The sequence below is a fragment of the Candidatus Tisiphia endosymbiont of Hybos culiciformis genome, assembly GCF_964030975.1.
Taxonomy (GTDB): Bacteria; Pseudomonadota; Alphaproteobacteria; order Rickettsiales; family Rickettsiaceae; genus Tisiphia.
In genome coordinates this window covers 1,918,177-1,934,595 of record NZ_CAXIQH010000001.1, presented here as the reverse complement: position 1 = coordinate 1,934,595, position 16,419 = coordinate 1,918,177, and the positions used below count along the sequence as shown (strand labels likewise).

Here is a 16,419-nt window from a genome sequence, read left to right as displayed (position 1 = left end):
AATGAAATATGTTGCTAAAATATCTTACATATACAACATTATTAATTAGTGTTTTATCATTATGCCTTCCTGTCAAAGGAAAATTTAAACCATGGCAGTTATTTCTATCTATTACTCTAATCTTATCATTTGTTAGTAATATAGCTAACCTGATTGCTATTTTAGCAATTTTGTTGTTTTTTTATTTAGTAGTTTCGTATCATAAATCTTCTACTAAATGGAAATATGCCTTATGGGGTTTAGTGTTCATATTTGGGGCAATTTTAGAGATGCATCTAATTCCAGGATTTAATAATTTATTAGTTTTAGATAAAATACAATTTACTTCGGATGCTTTGCCATTCACCCTATATTTAAACTTAGATAAGACAATTGTAGGCTTAATTATTATAGGTTTAACTTTAGATTTAGCATCTACTCGCAGCGAATGGAGAATATTACTCTTACAAGTTTGTTATAGATTACCAATTGTTATATTAGTAATAGTAGTGTTATCTATTGCATTTGAGTACATCAAATTTGCACCAAAAATACCGCAGAATTTATGGATATGGGTAATCAATAATTTATTTTTTACCTGTGTTGCTGAGGAGGGATTATTTAGAGGGTTTTTCCAGGAATCATTAAATCAGTTAAAATATAAATATTCTGGAAATGTAGCAATACTAATACCTGCAGTTTCCTTTGGGGTGCTGCACTATCCAGGAGGATTAAAATATGTAATTTTAGCTACAATAGCTGGAGTCTTATATGGTTGGATATATAAAGTAACGAAAAGAATTGAAGCAAGCATACTTGCTCATTTTATGCTTAACTTAACCCATATTTTATTTTTTACTTATCCAGCTATAGCTAACTCGATAAGTTCCTAAATGTTATTGCGAGGAGCCGAAGGCAACGAAGCAATCCTGTTTTGTGTCATCCTTGCACTCCCTTGTCATTCCCGCGTAGGCGGGAATCTAAGATACCTGCTTTCGCAGGGATGACATTAATATTAAGCAGGGATGACACAAAACAGGATTGCTTCGTAGTGCTTACACACTCCTGGCAATGACGGAGATGCTATCTAGAACATTAACGAGTTAGCTATATATATGAATTTGGGATATAGTTATGCTCATAGGATTAGGTGATAAAGAACATAACGATTGTAAGTTGTCATTCCCGCGAAGGCGGGAATCTAGATACCTGCTTTCGCAGGTATGACACAAAGTTTGTATCACCTAATTCAATAGGTTTCACTATAACAACTTATCCCAAATTCATATATAGTTTTTATGTTTTTGATATATACCTAGTAATATTGGATAATCTTTTATGATAAGAAGAATAATTATATTTACTATCATTACAATTTCATTGTTAGTATGTGTTACGTTAACCGCCATAAACTTTATTGACTATAATTCTGTTAGTAATAGTTTTGTCAATGAATTAAAAATTTCTCCTCAAAATCTAAAGAACATAAAAATAACTAAATTTCCTTTACCTTATTTGACTATTGATCACATAAAAGAAGATGGGAGATTAGAATTAGAAAATATAGAAATTCACTTTGCCCCATGGTCATTATTAATTCTCAGACCAAAAATTAGTGCTGTAACCATATATAATGCTACAATATATTCAGATGAACAAGATTTGGATATTATAAACCATGATAGGATAGTTAGTTCATTCATAACCAATGGTATAATCGATATAAATTTTGATGTTAAAAATCTGACTATTCTCAATAAAAACAACCAACCTATTGTTACTTTAAATAACTGCTCTTTATTTAAAAATAACCCTATTTCTAATAGTGCCTCATTTAAAGGAGATGGGGGGTATATGGGGAAATTGTCTGGATTGTTTGAAAGAAAGGGTAACCAAATAAATTTTGACCTTACTATCGCTAATAGTGACTATAATTTTCACCTATTAGAAACCTATATGGACTCTAAGCTGATAAATGGCAAAGCAGAATATCTAATACAACATTTAGCTGATATATTACATATTCTTATACCAGATTTAGACTCTTTGTTTAGAAAGTTTAATCCGAATGAAAAGATAAATATCAAATTTGATATTTTGCCTACGCCACAATTACTTAAGCTAGAAAATGTAACTATAGAGTCTAATTCACTGGCAGGTAACGGTTCAATATATTTAAATAAAAGTGACGATGTCACTAGTATAATAAAATTATATTTTTCTAAGATAAATGCAAAATCACTGATTACCTCATCAAATAATATTAAACAATTTAGCAATTCAGTCTTTGGGTTAAGGTTTCTCTTTGAGAATAAGTCAGTTATAACCGATATTTTAGTTGATCAAATAATATTAAATAACGATGAAGTACTAAATAATACCAAAATTTTGCTTAATTTAGACAAAGGGGTATTAGTGGTTAACGATTTCTCTGGTATGATAAAATCTGGAGGCAGTTTTCAATTTATAGGTAATGTAACGCAAAACTCAGTACGAAGTGTATTTGACGGTACAATTTACTTGCAACATAATGACCTTAATTCTGTATTGAATACTTTAGGTTATGAACAGGCAGTTAGTACAAAGCCTACAGCTTTTATTTTATCTTCAGACTTAAAACTAACTTTAATAGATGTATATTTACAAAACCTTATGCTAAAAACTGAAAGCACTAAAGTTACTGGTAATATTACGTCTAGATTTATTGGTTCTATACCGCATTTTATAACTATTCTTGACTTCTCCTCGATAGATTTAAATAGGGAAGATTATCCGATAATCTCACCAATGGTAAAATTTGTTAAAAGCTTATCAGAAAATATGAAAGATGAGTCATATTTAGCTAAATATATTCCTATTAGAACAGTTAATTATTTAGGTAATTTTGATATCGTTATCAATGATATACTTATGGGAGATAACTCATTTGGTAAAGCATATATATTAGCAAATGTTTCACCAGGTAATATTGAAATCAGTAATCTTGATATAAGAACCAATAGTGATTACCTCAATCTTAGTGCTAATTTGTTAGCAAGTAACATTAAGCCGCAATTAAAAGTTACAATAAATGATGGCTCTCTTAATGTTAGCTATTTAACTCCCGAATCTTTACTTAATCTACGAAATAAATTACTAAATGAATTTGAGTTAGAAAAAATAGAGCTCAAATTAGATTGCATGTTATCAAAAATAACGCAGGATGATCTAGTATTACAAAATGTTAAGTTTGCTTTAGCAAATAATAATGCCTTATTTAAGATTAGTAACCTTGAAGCAAATCTACTTTCTGGTAAATTAACAGCAGAAGGTAATATTTTATTAGATCCATATACTCTTAACTTTGTTTACGCACTAAATTCTATTGATTTAGCTCAATTATCTAATATTTTGCCGAAAGGATTATTAAATAATTACGGGGGGATGAGTATCAATGGAACTATTGCCACTAATGGTGATAATTTGAAAAAATTGTTATATGAGCTTAACACTCAATCAGAATTTGTAGTAAAAAATGCGAAGATCAGTAATCTTTCTATCGATTCATTTATAGAAAAAGTCAATAACAAAGATTATGATCTGAAATATTTAAAAGAGGATTTAGCCCACGCTATGTATCAAGGGCAAACTGAATTGGATAGTTTACGTGGCAATGTTCAGTTAAAAAATGGAATAGTTACAATAAAAGACGTAGTATTTAATACGAAGTATAGTGGCGGTTCTGCATCACTAGCTGTAAATCTATATAATTGGGACATGGTATTATCTTCAATATTATCTTTCTATATAGCAGATTCAAAACCTAATCTGAGCGACTCTAATAATAAAAATACTCCTATAAATCTTAAAATACAAACATCAGGTACCATGTTTGAACCTATAAAAACATTAGATGAAACTGAATTAACAAAGGCTTTAGAGAACAAAAGAAAATCCACAATTACAAAACAATAAATGTTATAGCTAACCTGAATAGTATTGCTCTGTTATTGCAAGGAGCCACTTTAGTGGCGAGGAAACAATCCATTTTTGTGTCATCCCTGCGAAAGCAGGGATCTTAGATTCCCGCCTATGCGGGAATGACAACTTATAGGTGCTTCGTCGTACTTACACGCTCCTCACAATGATGCCATTTTACTATGCTAAATGCTATTCGAGTTATTTATAAACCTGCAAAGAAATAATGGAGTTTGACTAGTTGAAAAAATTCGTATATACTGATAGTTAACACCTCAATAAAGGTTGCAATTTAACAGCAATGCTGTTGGATTGATTTCTCTAGTAGGTACTTTCGAGTTCGGAAAATTTCTAAGTACCTACTAGTTTATAACTCCAAATGTAGTATTCAAGTTCTAGCCTAATTAATAAGCTGGGCATTTGAGTGTTACACTGGCTTCTTTAGTTTGAGATTTGCCAAAATGTCTTTTTGTCTTAAAAGAGTTAGTCAGTAATTACTGATTTCTTTTTTGTATTCTCATTCTATTTTTGTAGTTTAATATAGTTATTTTGAGGTGTCAAGAAGAAACTGCCTGGTTTTTGGGTATTTTGTTAAAAATAATTTATTATGAGAATACATGGCTCTTGTTCACCAAATACAGAGATTCTTAAAGAAGAAATTAGAAGAAACGAAGTTAAAAAGAAAAGAATTAGCATATAAAACTGACATTCCGTATTCTACTATATCCAAGATTATTAATGCTGTAAGAGATAATCCAGAGTTAATAAATATATTAAAAATTGCGAATTATTTCAAATGCTCTATGGATGAAATTGTAGGGAGAAATGATTATGTACTATCCTATCAAAAAACACAAATATTTTTCAACGTATCTCCTAAGGATGTTAGAACCAACTTAAGGGAGTTTATCCAAAGAAAATTGGAGCAACAAAAACTTAACCTATACGTATTATCTAAGAATATTGGGTCTAGTGAAGAAACTCTACCTCAATTTATGAAAGATAATGGTAAACAAAAAACTTTAGGTAGTGCAGTCACCGTAGCCCTAGCAGATTATTTCCAAGTATCATTGGATGAAATTGTAGGCAGAATTAGTCCTACTACTTCTTGTAATGATGAGCATTCTTAATAGCAAACATAACGTCATTACGAGAAGTTAGTACGTACGACAAAGCAAAATAACTATTTTTTTTTGGATTGCTTCATTGCTACTAAAGTAGCTCTTCGCTAATAGCGGAGAGGCTATCTAGAACTTTAACGGATTAGATGTATGGTATTTCTAACACATATACTCAAGAGTTTAAAATGTAATGTTAGAATAATTTTATGCTTTTAAGTGGTGATGTGATAGTATATAATGCAGGAAATGGGTGTTTGACAATTTTTTGTTAGGCAAATATAAATCAGTAGCTTATTTAATAATTTAAGGAGTTTGTTATGATACTAAAAAAAACTACAGTAGCTTTTTTAGCACTATTTATGCTTTCTGGGTGTGGTGGTGGAAAGAAAAAACCGATAGATGCGGGTATAACTAATGAGGTAGAGGAAAGTTCCCTAGCTTCTGATTTCGAAAGACGGGCTGGTGATAGGATATTTTTTGCTTTTAATAAGTCAGATATTTCACCTCAAGCAAAAGAACAGCTAAATAAACAAGCGGTTTGGTTAAAAGGTCATCCTAAAGTGACAGCCACTATTGAAGGACATTGTGATGATAGAGGCACAAGAGAGTACAACTTGGCACTTGGTGAAAGAAGAGCAACCGCATCTCTAAACTATTTAGTTGGTCTAGGAGTTGAGAAGAACAGGCTTGATACTATCTCTTACGGTAAAGAGAGACCAGCTGTTGATGGTGATAATGAAGCAGCTTGGACACAGAATCGTAGGGCTGTAACTTCTATAAAATAAAGTATAGCTCTCCCTTACTAAGTTTATTAGCGAGTCGCCACTTTAGAGTGGCGACGAAGCAATGGTGAATTGTCGTTCCCGCGAAGGCGGAAATCTATAATATCTCAGGGCTTTTTGTCCACTATTTTAGTTCTCTGCTTTCGCAATGGTAACAGACTCTGTCCTGTTGTTAGACTATAAAAAGCTTGGAAACCCATAAGGTTTTGAACAAAATAAGGTCAGAATCTTATGGATTTACAAAGTTTTTATAACCTAATCACAGTACCAAGCTTGTCATCCCTGCGAAAGCAGGTATCTAAAATAGCGGGCAAAAAGCCCTGAGATATTATAGATTCCTGCCTACGCAGGAATGACATCCTTTTTGTTTAAACATAGCAGATGTTGTATCTTTAGACTTTTGACGGGGGGACTATTTATTAACACTAATTGGTATAATTTGTTTCTCCGTCAAAAAGTTATCGGTCGGTTCTTCTCCTAAAATCACGGATAAGGATTGTTTTTCAGCCAATTTGCCAAGTTAGGGCAAAGAACGTTACCGTAATTAGGGACAAGTAAAGTATAATAACGGCTTATCTCAAAGCCCAGCTTCAGAGCTGTATGTAATGAGGCTCTATTATCAACGTTGCAACTCCATTTAGGGGTTGTTTTTGTATTGAGACACTGCTTAATTAAATGAGATGCAATTTGTGTACCGTATCCTTTACCGCGATAATCAGGATGGGTGATAATGCCTATGTCAGCGTATCCGCCACCAATACTAGCATAGACTTCACTCACAACTTGTGAACCAAGGAGCAACGCATATCCGGTACCATACATTAAAAAATTCTCATCCGAACCATATAGTTGAGATTGTTTTTTGTACCGTAGGCATTTTTGAAAGATACCCAGTGTTTTAATTGGTTCAATATCTACATGTTGTTTTGGCACTCCAGTATCTTTTAGATTTTTGAGTGAAAGCTCAATACGTAAGTGGAAATTCCATCCAAGCCGTAAAAACAAAGGACAATATTTGGGGTGGCAGTAAATCATTGGAAACTCTAAATCACCAACAAGGGAGATCGTATCCTTAACCGCATCATCTGTTAATGACCCTGCAATGAAAACAGATGAATCGTGACCATTTTCTACAATTAATATAGCCCCACCTGATAGCTCAAATATTTTCCCAGATTGGTTTCTCTCTATAATTTCCCAAAGTACAGCTTGATTTGGAAATTTTTTTAACTCTGATGTTAAGTTAAGATTGTTTATAGTCTTAATTTCTTGGAGCATTTTCAACCAATATCAAATACAATTAGTGTATCTTTGCCTTCAATTTTAATTTTATCAATTAAATTATCGAAAGAATGCAGCTTTATTCTTTCAATGTTTGATAGTGCTTCCATTGCTATACATTGTAAAATTACTATTCTAAAAATTTTTTCATTACCTACCCTTGAGTAAGTTAAGCCAAGCCATCCAATCACGTTTGCCTAAATCTTCTTCAAATGATAATAAATCTTGCACTGACTTTTTACAAGTTTCTTGAGATGGTATGATTAACTCCTGATTTGTTGAACATGCTAAACATTGGGTTTTACATGCTTGCTCTAAATGATAAGTATAAAACATGGCTTCATGTATTGTCCTACCACAGGCTAATATTCCGTGATTACGTAGAAACATAACATAATTCTGTCCAAGATCATCAAGCATTTTATTACTTTGACTAGACGTAAGTACAAGAGAGTTATATTCATGATAAGATAGTTTTTCATAAAAATGCAGTGCCCACTGACTTATTGGCATCAATCCTACTCGCATAGATGATACAGCAACAGTTGCTGGAGTATGCAGATGAAAGATAGATGAAATATCCGACCTTGTTTTGTAAATATTACCGTGAGTGACGTAGCCGGTTTCATTGTAACTATATTCGCTACCCTCTAGAACTGTTCCATCCAAACTAACTTGCAGTAAATTATTACTAGTTACTTCCTCAAACCGTAAACCAAAAGGATAAATATAGTAAAAATCAGCTCCTTTAGGTCTTGCGGAGAGATGGGTATATGTATGATCATCTAAACCTAAAATTGCAAGAATTTGGTAGGCAGAAGCTAAATTAAACTTGGTCTCTACAGTCATTATTATATCGAATTTTAGTTAATTACTATTTTGAAATATTTTTAATTTGAATTCAGGTAGCACTGCAAACAAATGATCAAAAATATCTGATTGAATATCTTCATATATACCCTTCCTTGTTTCATGAGTAAAGACATATAACTCTATTGGTAAACCATTAGGAGTTGCGGGCAACTGACGTACTAGAAATGTAAAATCTTGTTGATATATCATCGGGTGATTTCTCAAATATTCTTTTACATATAATCTAAATATCTTTATATTTGTTACATAGTCACCTAGCTGTTCCAAACTCACTTTATCCATTGCTTCTTTTACCAAATATGGTGATTTTTTCAATTCTTGTATAAAAGATACAGTCGAGACCAATACAATAGTATTTATGTCAATACAGATTGGTCCCTGGATTTTTTTTGCCATTGAGTCAGTTATGCCACGCGAGTTCACTACATTAGTTGTTAAAAGACTAGATGTGGGTATTGTCGAGATAGTTTGATCACTATTCCTAATTTTAACTAATGTAATAGTAATTTTCTCTACAGTACCTTCAACATTATATTGGCTAATACTAACAAAATCGCCAATTCGTATTATATCTTGCGAAATTAGTTGTAAGCTTGCTAGCAACGCTACCACAGTATCCTTAAATAGAAAGGTTAATAACGCTGCTGCTGCTCCTAAACTAGTAAAAAATGCACTAAGGGAAACATTCAAAATGCTGGAAATAATTATAATGGTAGCAATAGAGATAATAAATATTTTTAATATTTGAGTGTATAAACTTAAATAGGATTGGATAGAAATTGTCAGTCTGTTTCGATAAATATCTGCAAAAGCATCGATAAGAGATAGGATTAGCATTGTAACAAAACCGCCTGTATAGATGATTATAGCGATATTCTTGATGCTAATTATCCAAGATAAAGTAGGAAGGGGTTGTAAGATATTGCCCCAGAATATAATATATAAAGCTAGTAATGTATGTAATAAATAGGTGTATATAGAATATTTTTTAAATATTATTTCATAATCATGATGCCATTGATCAATATATTTTTTGATCATTGAAAATATTATTGTTTTAATAAAAATAATCAATGGAACGATCGAAGCTATCATAATTATTAACATTAAAATTTCTTGATCATATAGATGATAAATATCTAATAAATATTGTACTGTCATATAAACTAACCTTTTTGTTAAAGATAGATATAGCTAACCCGTTAATGTTCTAGATAGCCTCTCCGTCATTGCGAGGAGTTACTTTAGTAGCAACGAAGCAATTGTAAGTTGTCATTCCCGCGTAGGCAGGAACTAGATACCTGCTTTCGCAGGTATGACACAAAAATGGATTGCTTCGTTCGGGCTTCGCGCCTCCTCACAATGACATTTAGGAATTGATAACAATATCAAGAACCTTTTCAGGTTAGCTATAACATTAATTCGGGGTAAGAATAATTATTTTTATCTATCCAATTCATAAGTATACAACAATTATAATGTACACTAAGCATTATTATGAATATTTAAAAAAATATTCTATTTAAAGTTGGATAAATGTAGCAAAATCAAAGAATAGTAGGTGGAAAACTGTTGGTATATCCATACATGAGTAAAGTGGCTTCTATAGTTATGCCTATAGGATTAGGTGATAAAGAACATAACTATTGTAAGTTGTCATTCCCGCGTAGGCGGGAATCTAGATACCTGCTTTCGCAGGTATGACACAAAGTTTGTATCACCTAATTCAATAGGTTTCACTATAGCTACTAGACGGAGTAATAGACTTCCTGCAGAAATCGTTTATGCTAAGGAATTTGAAGAATTAGATAATTTTTTATAAGAAATCTATTAGTGAGAGAATAATTTTGATTATACTAGGAATAGACCCATCTTTAGCTGGTATGGGATGGGGGGTGATTGATACTAATCCTCTGAAATATTTAGCTAGTGGGGTTATAAAGACTAAATCAAGCGAACCAATGCATAAAAGGCTAGCTTTTATTGCTGCGTCCTTGCAAAAGGTGATAATGCAATATCAACCTGTTGTTGTTGCGATGGAGGAGACCTTTGTTAATATGAATAGTGTATCATCTTTAAAATTGGGATATGCTAGAGGAGCGGTAATGTCACTTATTGGAGGATATGATGTTGCTTTTCGAGAATTTAAACCTAATGTTATTAAGAAATCAGTAGTGGGTTATGGTCATGCTGAAAAAAATCAGGTTTTGCAAATGATTAAGCTTTTACTGCCAGGGGCAGTTGCCATCAGTAATTTTGATGAAGCGGATGCTCTTGCGGTAGCTTATGTTTGCTTTGCTTATACCCCAAAAGTTTAAAAAATTAATATATAAGATAATTAAGTCTCAGAATATGTCACGAAATCAAAAACATCCAGGCTCAAAAGATTTGAGTATGCCAATTATTATTTTAGTAGAGCCTCAAATGGGTGAGAATATTGGCTCCACTGCCAGAGCAATGAAAAATTTTAATGCTTCAGAGTTGAGAATCGTTGCTCCGAGAGATGGTTGGCCAAACAAACGAGCACGCAGTGTAGCGGTATCAGCTGTAGATATCCTAGATAATGCTAAGATTTATGATAGTTTGGAAGCAAGTATCGAGGATATTGATTATTTATATGCAACAAGTGTAGCATCACGTAATATCAATAAAGAGTATGTTCTATCAGAGAATTTAAGTCAAGATTATCCAGTAGGTCTCAAAGTAGGCATCATGTTTGGTCGTGAAAATTGTGGTCTACAAAATAGAGAAATTACTTATGCACACAAGATTATTAACATTAATACCGGAGATTTTAGTTCTTTGAATATTGCTCAGTCGGTAGTTATTATATGTTATGAGCTATTTCGTAATAAACAGTCGAGAATAAATGTTAGTAATGAACAGGAGCTAGCATCAAGAGGAGAATTAGGATATTTTTTTGAACATTTATTTACTGAATTAAATAACAAAAATTTCTTTAAAGTTCCTGAGAAAAAATTACACATGACTCAAAATATTATGAATATTTTTACGCGTATAGATAAATTATCTAGTGCAGAATTGCAAACTTTAAGGGGGATAATTACAACTTTAAGTTCATAAAAATAGCTAATCTAGCCAAGATTGTTAAAAACACTTTGCTTTTATGAAAAAATTAGCTATAGTTCCACCTGTTGCCTCTTAATAGTGAAAGTGGTAAAGTATATAGTTTTTCCGTAGATTGGCATAATGTTTGTCATCTCTAGCTGCGGCTGGGATCTAAAACAGAGTCCAAAAAGCCCTGAGATATTATAGATTCCCGCCTATGCGGGAATGACATCTTGTTCGTTGGGGTAAATGGATAAATGCTAATCGGGTTAGCTATATCGTCATTTTGCAAAAATTGATAGATTAAGAGTAAAAGAAATAATTTTGGAGTATTGGATGCCAACAAATAATCAATTAGTACGTTTTGGAAGACAGTCGAAGGTTCGTAGAACAAAATCCCCGGCTTTGGAATCCAATCCATTTTTGAAAGGTGTTTGTGTAATAGTGAAGACTGTCACTCCTAAGAAGCCTAACTCTGCTCTTCGTAAGATGGCACGTGTTCGCTTAAGTAATGGGCAGTATGTCAATGCTTATATACCTGGTGAAGGACATAATTTACAAGAACACTCGACAGTATTGGTCAGAGGCGGAAGGGTTCCTGATCTTCCAGGTGTTAAATACCATATAGTACGTGGTGCTTATGATACTCAGGGTGTAAAAAATCGTAAACAAGGACGCTCACGTTATGGTACGTCAGCGAAGCAGCAAGCTGTAAAAAAATAATTTGAAATAGAGAGATAAGATGTCACGTCGTCATGCCGCAGAGAGAAGGGTTGTCTTGCCTGATATGAAGTATAATAGCCCTCTGCTTGCTAGGTTCATTAATAATATTATGAAAGAAGGGAAAAAAGCTCTAGCTGAAAGGATAGTATATTCTGCTTTTAGTAAGATAGAGAAAAAGCATAAGGTAGATCCTTATGAAACTTTCAATAATGCAATGAATAATGTTAAGCCATATCTTGAGGTTACGTCAGTACGGGTAGGGGGGGCGAATTATCAAGTACCTTCTCCTGTTGATGAAAGAAGGGGGTATGCACTTGCATCACGTTGGATTATTAATGCAGCAAATAAGCGTTCTGAAAAAATGATGATTGATAAGTTGGCAGAGGAATTATTTGAAGCGTCAAATAGTAGAGGGGTTGCTATTAAAAAGAGAGAGGATACCCATAAAATGGCTGAAGCTAATAAAGCTTTTGCTCATTTTAGCCCTAAAAAATCGCAACCAAGGTAATTAAGCTATATGTCAACTACGGAATTTTCTCTTGCTAATACTCGTAATATCGGGATTTGTGCTCATATTGATGCTGGTAAAACTACTACAACCGAACGTATTCTTTTCTATACTGGTAAATCACATAAGATTGGTGAAGTTCATGAAGGTGGTGCTACCATGGATTGGATGGAGCAAGAGCAAGAACGCGGTATTACCATTACTTCTGCTGCTACTACCTGTTACTGGCTAAATAAGAGGATTAACATTATTGATACGCCAGGTCACGTAGATTTTACTATAGAAGTAGAAAGGTCTCTGCGTGTTCTTGATGGAGCGGTAGCAGTATTTGATGGGGTGGCTGGTGTTGAGCCGCAATCAGAGATAGTATGGAGACAGGCTGATAAATATGGTGTGCCTAGAATGTGTTTTGTCAACAAGATGGACAGAATGGGGGCTAATTTTTATCAATGCGTGGAAATGATTAAAGATCGCCTTGGGGCAAAATCCTTGGTCATTCAGTTGCCAGTTGGTATTGAAGAAAATTTTAAAGGAGTTATTGACCTAGTTAAGATGAAGGCAATAATTTGGAAAGATGAATCTCTAGGAGCTGAGTATTCATATGAAGACATTCCTAGTGATATGCTAGAGAAAGCTGAGGAATATCGTGCCTTGCTTCTTGAAATGGTCGCTGAAATTGATGATCATTTGATGGAAAAATATTTATCAGCCGAAGAATTTACTGAAGAAGAAATTAAATCAGCAATAAGGAAAGGGACAATTGATAGAGCTTTTTTCCCAGTATTATGTGGTAGTGCTTTTAAAAATAAAGGTGTACAGCCTTTGTTAGATGCAGTTGTTGATTATTTACCTTCACCGGTTGATATTGGAACAGTTAAGGGAATAGATGTTGATTCTGGAGAAGAAAAAGATTTTAAAATCTCAGCATCTGAACCTCTTGCGGCTTTAGCGTTTAAAGTAATGACCGATCCATTTGTTGGATCTCTTACATTTGTTAGAATTTATTCTGGTAAGATTAGCTCTGGTGTTACCGTGATTAATACGGTAAAGAACCAAAAAGAACGAGTAGGCAGAATGTTGCTTATGCATGCTAATGAAAGGGAAGATGTGAAAGAGGCTATGGCAGGGGATATTGTTGCCTTGGCTGGTCTTAAGAATACCACTACTGGTGATACTTTGTGTGGTGCTGATAAGCAGGTTATTTTGGAGAGGATGGAATTTCCTGAGCCGGTTATTGAATTAGCCGTAGAACCAAAATCAACTGCCGATCAAGAAAAAATGGGAATGGCTTTGTCTAGGTTAGCTGCTGAAGATCCATCTTTTAGAGTGTCGACTGATCAAGAAAGCGGTCAGACTGTTATTAAAGGTATGGGCGAGCTGCATTTAGAGATCATGGTTGATCGTATGAAACGTGAGTTTAAAGTGGAGGTTAATGTTGGAGCTCCACAAGTAGCTTATCGTGAGACAATTACTAAGAAGTGTGAGATTGATTATACACATAAAAAGCAATCTGGTGGAGCTGGGCAATTTGCACGGGTTAAAATAATATTTGAACCTCAAGAAGCTGGGGAAGGATTTGTTTTTGAAAGCAAAATTGTTGGTGGAGCTATACCAAAGGAATTTATTCCTGGTGTTGAAAAGGGGCTAAATAATATTAAAGATACAGGCGTAGTTGCTGGTTATCCAATGATTGATTTCAAAGCCACTTTGATAGATGGAGCATTCCACGATGTGGATTCAAGTGTATTGGCGTTTGAAATTGCTGCAAAAGCGGCTTTTAGGGAAGGTATGCCAAAAGGTAACCCTAAATTGCTTGAACCAATTATGAAAGTGGAAGTGATTACTCCAAATGAATATATGGGTGATATTATTGGCGACCTAAATAGTCGTAGAGGACAAATGCAAAGTATGGATCCCAGAGGTAATGCACAAGTTATAACTGCCAATGTACCTCTAGCTGAGATGTTTGGCTATGTTAGTACTTTGCGTTCTTTATCACAAGGCAGATCCCAATATAGTATGGTTTTCTCTCATTATGAGCAAGTACCATTACAGGTGGCGGAGACTATTAAAGCTAAGAAATAAAAATATTTTTCACGTAAAGTATTAGTGGAACATATGACCGTCATCGCGAGCCACGATAGTGGCGTGGTGATCCAAAAAACAGCTTGTTGTTTTATTTTTGCTACTGCAATTTTTGGATTGCCGCGTCGCAGCGAAGCTGCTCCTCGCAATGACATAAAATATTTTCCATGTAAATATTAGTGGATCATATATGATGTGGTATTATAATTTAGGATAATTTAAAAGTTGTAGGAAAAATAGTCACCGTCATTGCGAGGAAGATCGTAAGTTGACGAAGCAATTGTAGGTTGTCATTCCTGCGTAGGCGGGAATCTAGTTCCCTGCTTACGCAGGGATGACACAAAACAGGGTTGCTTCGTTGGCTCACGCCTCCTCGCAATGACGTTCCGGGTTTTTTAACCGGTTCTCACGACTTTTAAATTGCCATGATTATAATTTATTAAGAAATAGTTTGATTTCTTAGTGAAAATGTGATAGGAGTGTAGCTCAATTGGTAGAGCATCGGTCTCCAAAACCGAAGGTTGCGGGTTCGATTCCTGTCGCTCCTGCCAATATAATGAGTTTGTGTAATATGTTAAAGGAAAATAGAGTCTACAAATTTTATGAGCAAGTAAAGCAAGAAGTTTATAAAATTGTTTGGCTTGGTAAGAAGGAATTGATAACTTCGACTATTATAGTGGTAGTAGCTGTATTTATTTTTAGTATAATTTGTTTGGTGTTAGACTACGGTATACATAGCATAATGCAGCTTTTACTTAATATTGGGAAGTAGGAATACTCAAATCAGAAGAGTAAAGAATAGGTTTAGGGGAAATTGTGGTGCAGTGGTACGTTATTCATACATTATCGGGTTCAGAAAAGCGTGTAAAGCAAATGATTCTTGATCAAATTGCTAAGCAAGGCATGTCGGAATCTTTTGAGGATATTGTTGTTCCGGTTATTGAGGTGCCTGAGGTTAAGCGTGGTAAGAACGTTAAGACTGAAAAGAAATTTATGCCTGGTTATATTCTGATTAAAATGAAGATGACCGATGATACTTGGCATTTGGTAAAAAGTGTAACTAAGGTTACAGGTTTCTTAGGTAGTAAAAGTACACCGCAAGCTCTTAGTGAAAAAGAAATACAAAATATTTTTAGCAAACTTGAGGCTGAAACCAAAGATGCTAGAATTTCGAAATTGTACGAAATTGGTGAAGCAATAATTGTTACTGATGGTCCATTTGAGACTTTTACAGGGGTTATAGAAGAAATTGATTATGACAAAAATAGGTTGCGGGTGTCTATATCTATTTTCGGGAAAGCAACTCCTATAGAACTAAATTTTACGCAAGTGAAAAAAAATAATTAGGTTGCTTTGTGGCAGTTAACTGTCATTGTGAGGAGTAGCTTTGCTACGACGAAGCAATTGTAAGTTGTCATTCTTAGCAACGGCGGGAATCTAGAACCCTGCATTTGTAGGGATGACACAAAACAGGATTGCCACGACCACTACGTAGTCTCGCTAATAGATGTATAATGAGATTTTTGTAGTTAAACAATATAGCAATTGGTAAGTTATTATTAGATGATTACCAATTGGCGTTAAATGAGTAAAGACAGGATTATAATGGCAAAAAAAATAAAATGTTATATTAAGTTAACGGTGCCAGCGGGTAAGGCTAATCCAGCCCCGCCTATTGGTTCTACCCTCGGTCAAAAAAAGCTTAATATTATGGAGTTTTGTAAGGCGTTTAATGCTGCTACTCAAGGTATTGAACCAGGGATGCCTATTCCAGTAGTAATTACTGCTTACGAAGATAATAGTTTTACTTTTGTAACTAAGACTTCTCCGGCATCGTATTATTTAAAACAATTTGCTAAAATTCCTAAAGGTTCTAGTGCCACTAAAAAAGAGGCATTTGTTGGTAAAGTCACCATGTCAGATTGTATCGAAATTGCCAAAATTAAGATGGTGGATCTTAATGCTGATGATTTAACAGCTGCGGCTAAAATTATTCGTGGTACTGCTGAATCTATGGGACTTGAAGTAGTAGGAGATTAAT

Annotated in this window: 19 protein-coding genes and 1 tRNA gene; 15 read left to right on the top strand and 5 right to left on the bottom strand. The window is 34.0% G+C overall.

What is annotated here, in order from left to right; translation table 11 throughout:
- Positions 1-11: 11 nt before the first annotated feature.
- The 5 genes from ACQH2P_RS10450 to pal all read left to right on the top strand — a co-directional run bounded on the left by ACQH2P_RS10450 (position 12) and on the right by pal (position 5,842).
- Positions 12-872 carry a CPBP family intramembrane glutamic endopeptidase gene (locus ACQH2P_RS10450; RefSeq protein WP_425364034.1) on the top strand — a complete coding sequence of 287 codons (861 nt, stop codon included), beginning with the start codon at positions 12-14 and terminating at the stop codon, positions 870-872.
- Positions 873-1,129: 257 nt separating this feature from the next.
- Complete coding sequence (locus ACQH2P_RS10445; protein ID WP_425364033.1) at positions 1,130-1,321, top strand: hypothetical protein; 192 nt, start codon at positions 1,130-1,132, stop codon at positions 1,319-1,321.
- Positions 1,318-3,933 (top strand): AsmA-like C-terminal region-containing protein, encoded by a 2,616-nt coding sequence (locus tag ACQH2P_RS10440; RefSeq protein WP_425364032.1) that lies wholly within the window; start codon positions 1,318-1,320, stop codon positions 3,931-3,933. Before ACQH2P_RS10445 ends, ACQH2P_RS10440 begins: the two co-directional genes overlap by 4 nt.
- Before the next feature lie 620 nt (positions 3,934-4,553).
- Positions 4,554-5,066, top strand: coding sequence for a helix-turn-helix domain-containing protein (locus ACQH2P_RS10435; protein WP_425364031.1), 513 nt, complete (start codon positions 4,554-4,556; stop codon positions 5,064-5,066).
- Between the two features lie 311 nt (positions 5,067-5,377).
- A complete protein-coding gene (pal, locus tag ACQH2P_RS10430) occupies positions 5,378-5,842 on the top strand; it encodes a peptidoglycan-associated lipoprotein Pal (RefSeq protein WP_425364161.1) in 465 nt (154 codons plus the stop codon).
- 480 nt (positions 5,843-6,322) lie between these two features.
- On the opposite strand, the gene ACQH2P_RS10425 is transcribed toward pal, so the two are convergent.
- The 3 genes from ACQH2P_RS10425 to ACQH2P_RS10415 all read right to left on the bottom strand — a co-directional run bounded on the left by ACQH2P_RS10425 (position 6,323) and on the right by ACQH2P_RS10415 (position 9,154).
- Entirely contained in the window at positions 6,323-7,117 is a 795-nt protein-coding gene (locus tag ACQH2P_RS10425; RefSeq protein WP_425364030.1) for a GNAT family N-acetyltransferase, read from the bottom strand.
- Positions 7,118-7,270: 153 nt separating this feature from the next.
- Positions 7,271-7,969 (bottom strand): class II aldolase/adducin family protein, encoded by a 699-nt coding sequence (locus ACQH2P_RS10420; RefSeq protein ID WP_425364029.1) that lies wholly within the window; start codon positions 7,967-7,969, stop codon positions 7,271-7,273.
- 18 nt (positions 7,970-7,987) lie between these two features.
- Positions 7,988-9,154 (bottom strand): mechanosensitive ion channel family protein, encoded by a 1,167-nt coding sequence (locus ACQH2P_RS10415; protein ID WP_425364028.1) that lies wholly within the window; start codon positions 9,152-9,154, stop codon positions 7,988-7,990.
- 466 nt (positions 9,155-9,620) lie between these two features.
- Here ACQH2P_RS10415 and ACQH2P_RS10410 point away from each other — a divergent pair, with 466 nt between their 5' ends.
- From ACQH2P_RS10410 to ACQH2P_RS10400, 3 genes are read left to right on the top strand one after another with little or no spacing between them, the layout of a single operon-like run.
- Positions 9,621-9,815 carry a hypothetical protein gene (locus ACQH2P_RS10410; protein WP_425364027.1) on the top strand — a complete coding sequence of 65 codons (195 nt, stop codon included), beginning with the start codon at positions 9,621-9,623 and terminating at the stop codon, positions 9,813-9,815.
- A 25-nt stretch (positions 9,816-9,840) separates the two neighbouring features.
- Positions 9,841-10,311, top strand: coding sequence for a crossover junction endodeoxyribonuclease RuvC (gene ruvC, locus ACQH2P_RS10405; protein WP_425364026.1), 471 nt, complete (start codon positions 9,841-9,843; stop codon positions 10,309-10,311).
- A 34-nt stretch (positions 10,312-10,345) separates the two neighbouring features.
- On the top strand, positions 10,346-11,077 hold the full coding sequence (locus tag ACQH2P_RS10400) for an RNA methyltransferase (protein ID WP_425364025.1): 732 nt from the start codon (positions 10,346-10,348) through the stop codon (positions 11,075-11,077).
- A gap of 139 nt (positions 11,078-11,216) precedes the next feature.
- Here the strand turns inward: ACQH2P_RS10400 and ACQH2P_RS10395 are convergent, their stop codons facing one another.
- On the bottom strand, positions 11,217-11,405 hold the full coding sequence (locus tag ACQH2P_RS10395) for a hypothetical protein (RefSeq protein ID WP_425364024.1): 189 nt from the start codon (positions 11,403-11,405) through the stop codon (positions 11,217-11,219).
- Between ACQH2P_RS10395 and rpsL the strand changes: the two genes are divergently transcribed.
- The 6 genes from rpsL (at position 11,399) to nusG (ending at position 15,725) form a co-directional block, all read left to right on the top strand.
- The gene (gene rpsL, locus ACQH2P_RS10390; RefSeq protein WP_425364023.1) at positions 11,399-11,785 is read left to right on the top strand and encodes a 30S ribosomal protein S12; all 387 of its coding nucleotides are present in this window, start codon (positions 11,399-11,401) and stop codon (positions 11,783-11,785) included. The two genes, ACQH2P_RS10395 and rpsL, sit on opposite strands and share 7 nt — an antisense overlap.
- 19 nt (positions 11,786-11,804) lie before the next feature.
- Positions 11,805-12,293: a 30S ribosomal protein S7 gene (gene rpsG / locus ACQH2P_RS10385; protein WP_425364022.1), complete on the top strand. Its 489-nt coding sequence runs from the start codon at positions 11,805-11,807 to the stop codon at positions 12,291-12,293.
- Between the two features lie 9 nt (positions 12,294-12,302).
- Entirely contained in the window at positions 12,303-14,378 is a 2,076-nt protein-coding gene (gene fusA / locus ACQH2P_RS10380) for an elongation factor G (RefSeq protein ID WP_425364021.1), read from the top strand.
- A 475-nt stretch (positions 14,379-14,853) separates the two neighbouring features.
- Positions 14,854-14,929 (top strand) — tRNA-Trp (locus tag ACQH2P_RS10375).
- Between the two features lie 20 nt (positions 14,930-14,949).
- Complete coding sequence (secE, locus tag ACQH2P_RS10370) at positions 14,950-15,150, top strand: preprotein translocase subunit SecE (protein ID WP_425364020.1); 201 nt, start codon at positions 14,950-14,952, stop codon at positions 15,148-15,150.
- Positions 15,151-15,194: 44 nt separating this feature from the next.
- The gene (gene nusG / locus ACQH2P_RS10365; RefSeq protein ID WP_425364019.1) at positions 15,195-15,725 is read left to right on the top strand and encodes a transcription termination/antitermination protein NusG; all 531 of its coding nucleotides are present in this window, start codon (positions 15,195-15,197) and stop codon (positions 15,723-15,725) included.
- On the opposite strand, the gene ACQH2P_RS10360 is transcribed toward nusG, so the two are convergent.
- Positions 15,722-15,844, bottom strand: coding sequence for a hypothetical protein (locus ACQH2P_RS10360; RefSeq protein ID WP_425364018.1), 123 nt, complete (start codon positions 15,842-15,844; stop codon positions 15,722-15,724). The two genes, nusG and ACQH2P_RS10360, sit on opposite strands and share 4 nt — an antisense overlap.
- 139 nt (positions 15,845-15,983) lie before the next feature.
- Here ACQH2P_RS10360 and rplK point away from each other — a divergent pair, with 139 nt between their 5' ends.
- The gene (rplK, locus tag ACQH2P_RS10355) at positions 15,984-16,418 is read left to right on the top strand and encodes a 50S ribosomal protein L11 (protein WP_425364017.1); all 435 of its coding nucleotides are present in this window, start codon (positions 15,984-15,986) and stop codon (positions 16,416-16,418) included.
- Position 16,419: the final 1 nt, after the last annotated feature.

Bases quoted from the DNA above. Each gene is read 5' to 3' on its own strand.
- ACQH2P_RS10400 (WP_425364025.1), top strand. From the start codon at position 10,346: ATGTCACGAAATCAAAAACATCCAGGCTCAAAAGATTTGAGTATGCCA.
- fusA (WP_425364021.1), top strand. From the start codon at position 12,303: ATGTCAACTACGGAATTTTCTCTTGCTAATACTCGTAATATCGGGATT.
- ACQH2P_RS10420 (WP_425364029.1), bottom strand. From the start codon at position 7,969: ATGACTGTAGAGACCAAGTTTAATTTAGCTTCTGCCTACCAAATTCTT.
- rpsG (WP_425364022.1), top strand. From the start codon at position 11,805: ATGTCACGTCGTCATGCCGCAGAGAGAAGGGTTGTCTTGCCTGATATG.
- secE (WP_425364020.1), top strand. From the start codon at position 14,950: ATGTTAAAGGAAAATAGAGTCTACAAATTTTATGAGCAAGTAAAGCAA.
- ACQH2P_RS10415 (WP_425364028.1), bottom strand. From the start codon at position 9,154: ATGACAGTACAATATTTATTAGATATTTATCATCTATATGATCAAGAA.
- ACQH2P_RS10425 (WP_425364030.1), bottom strand. From the start codon at position 7,117: ATGCTCCAAGAAATTAAGACTATAAACAATCTTAACTTAACATCAGAG.
- rpsL (WP_425364023.1), top strand. From the start codon at position 11,399: ATGCCAACAAATAATCAATTAGTACGTTTTGGAAGACAGTCGAAGGTT.
- ACQH2P_RS10435 (WP_425364031.1), top strand. From the start codon at position 4,554: ATGGCTCTTGTTCACCAAATACAGAGATTCTTAAAGAAGAAATTAGAA.
- rplK (WP_425364017.1), top strand. From the start codon at position 15,984: ATGGCAAAAAAAATAAAATGTTATATTAAGTTAACGGTGCCAGCGGGT.
- ACQH2P_RS10440 (WP_425364032.1), top strand. From the start codon at position 1,318: ATGATAAGAAGAATAATTATATTTACTATCATTACAATTTCATTGTTA.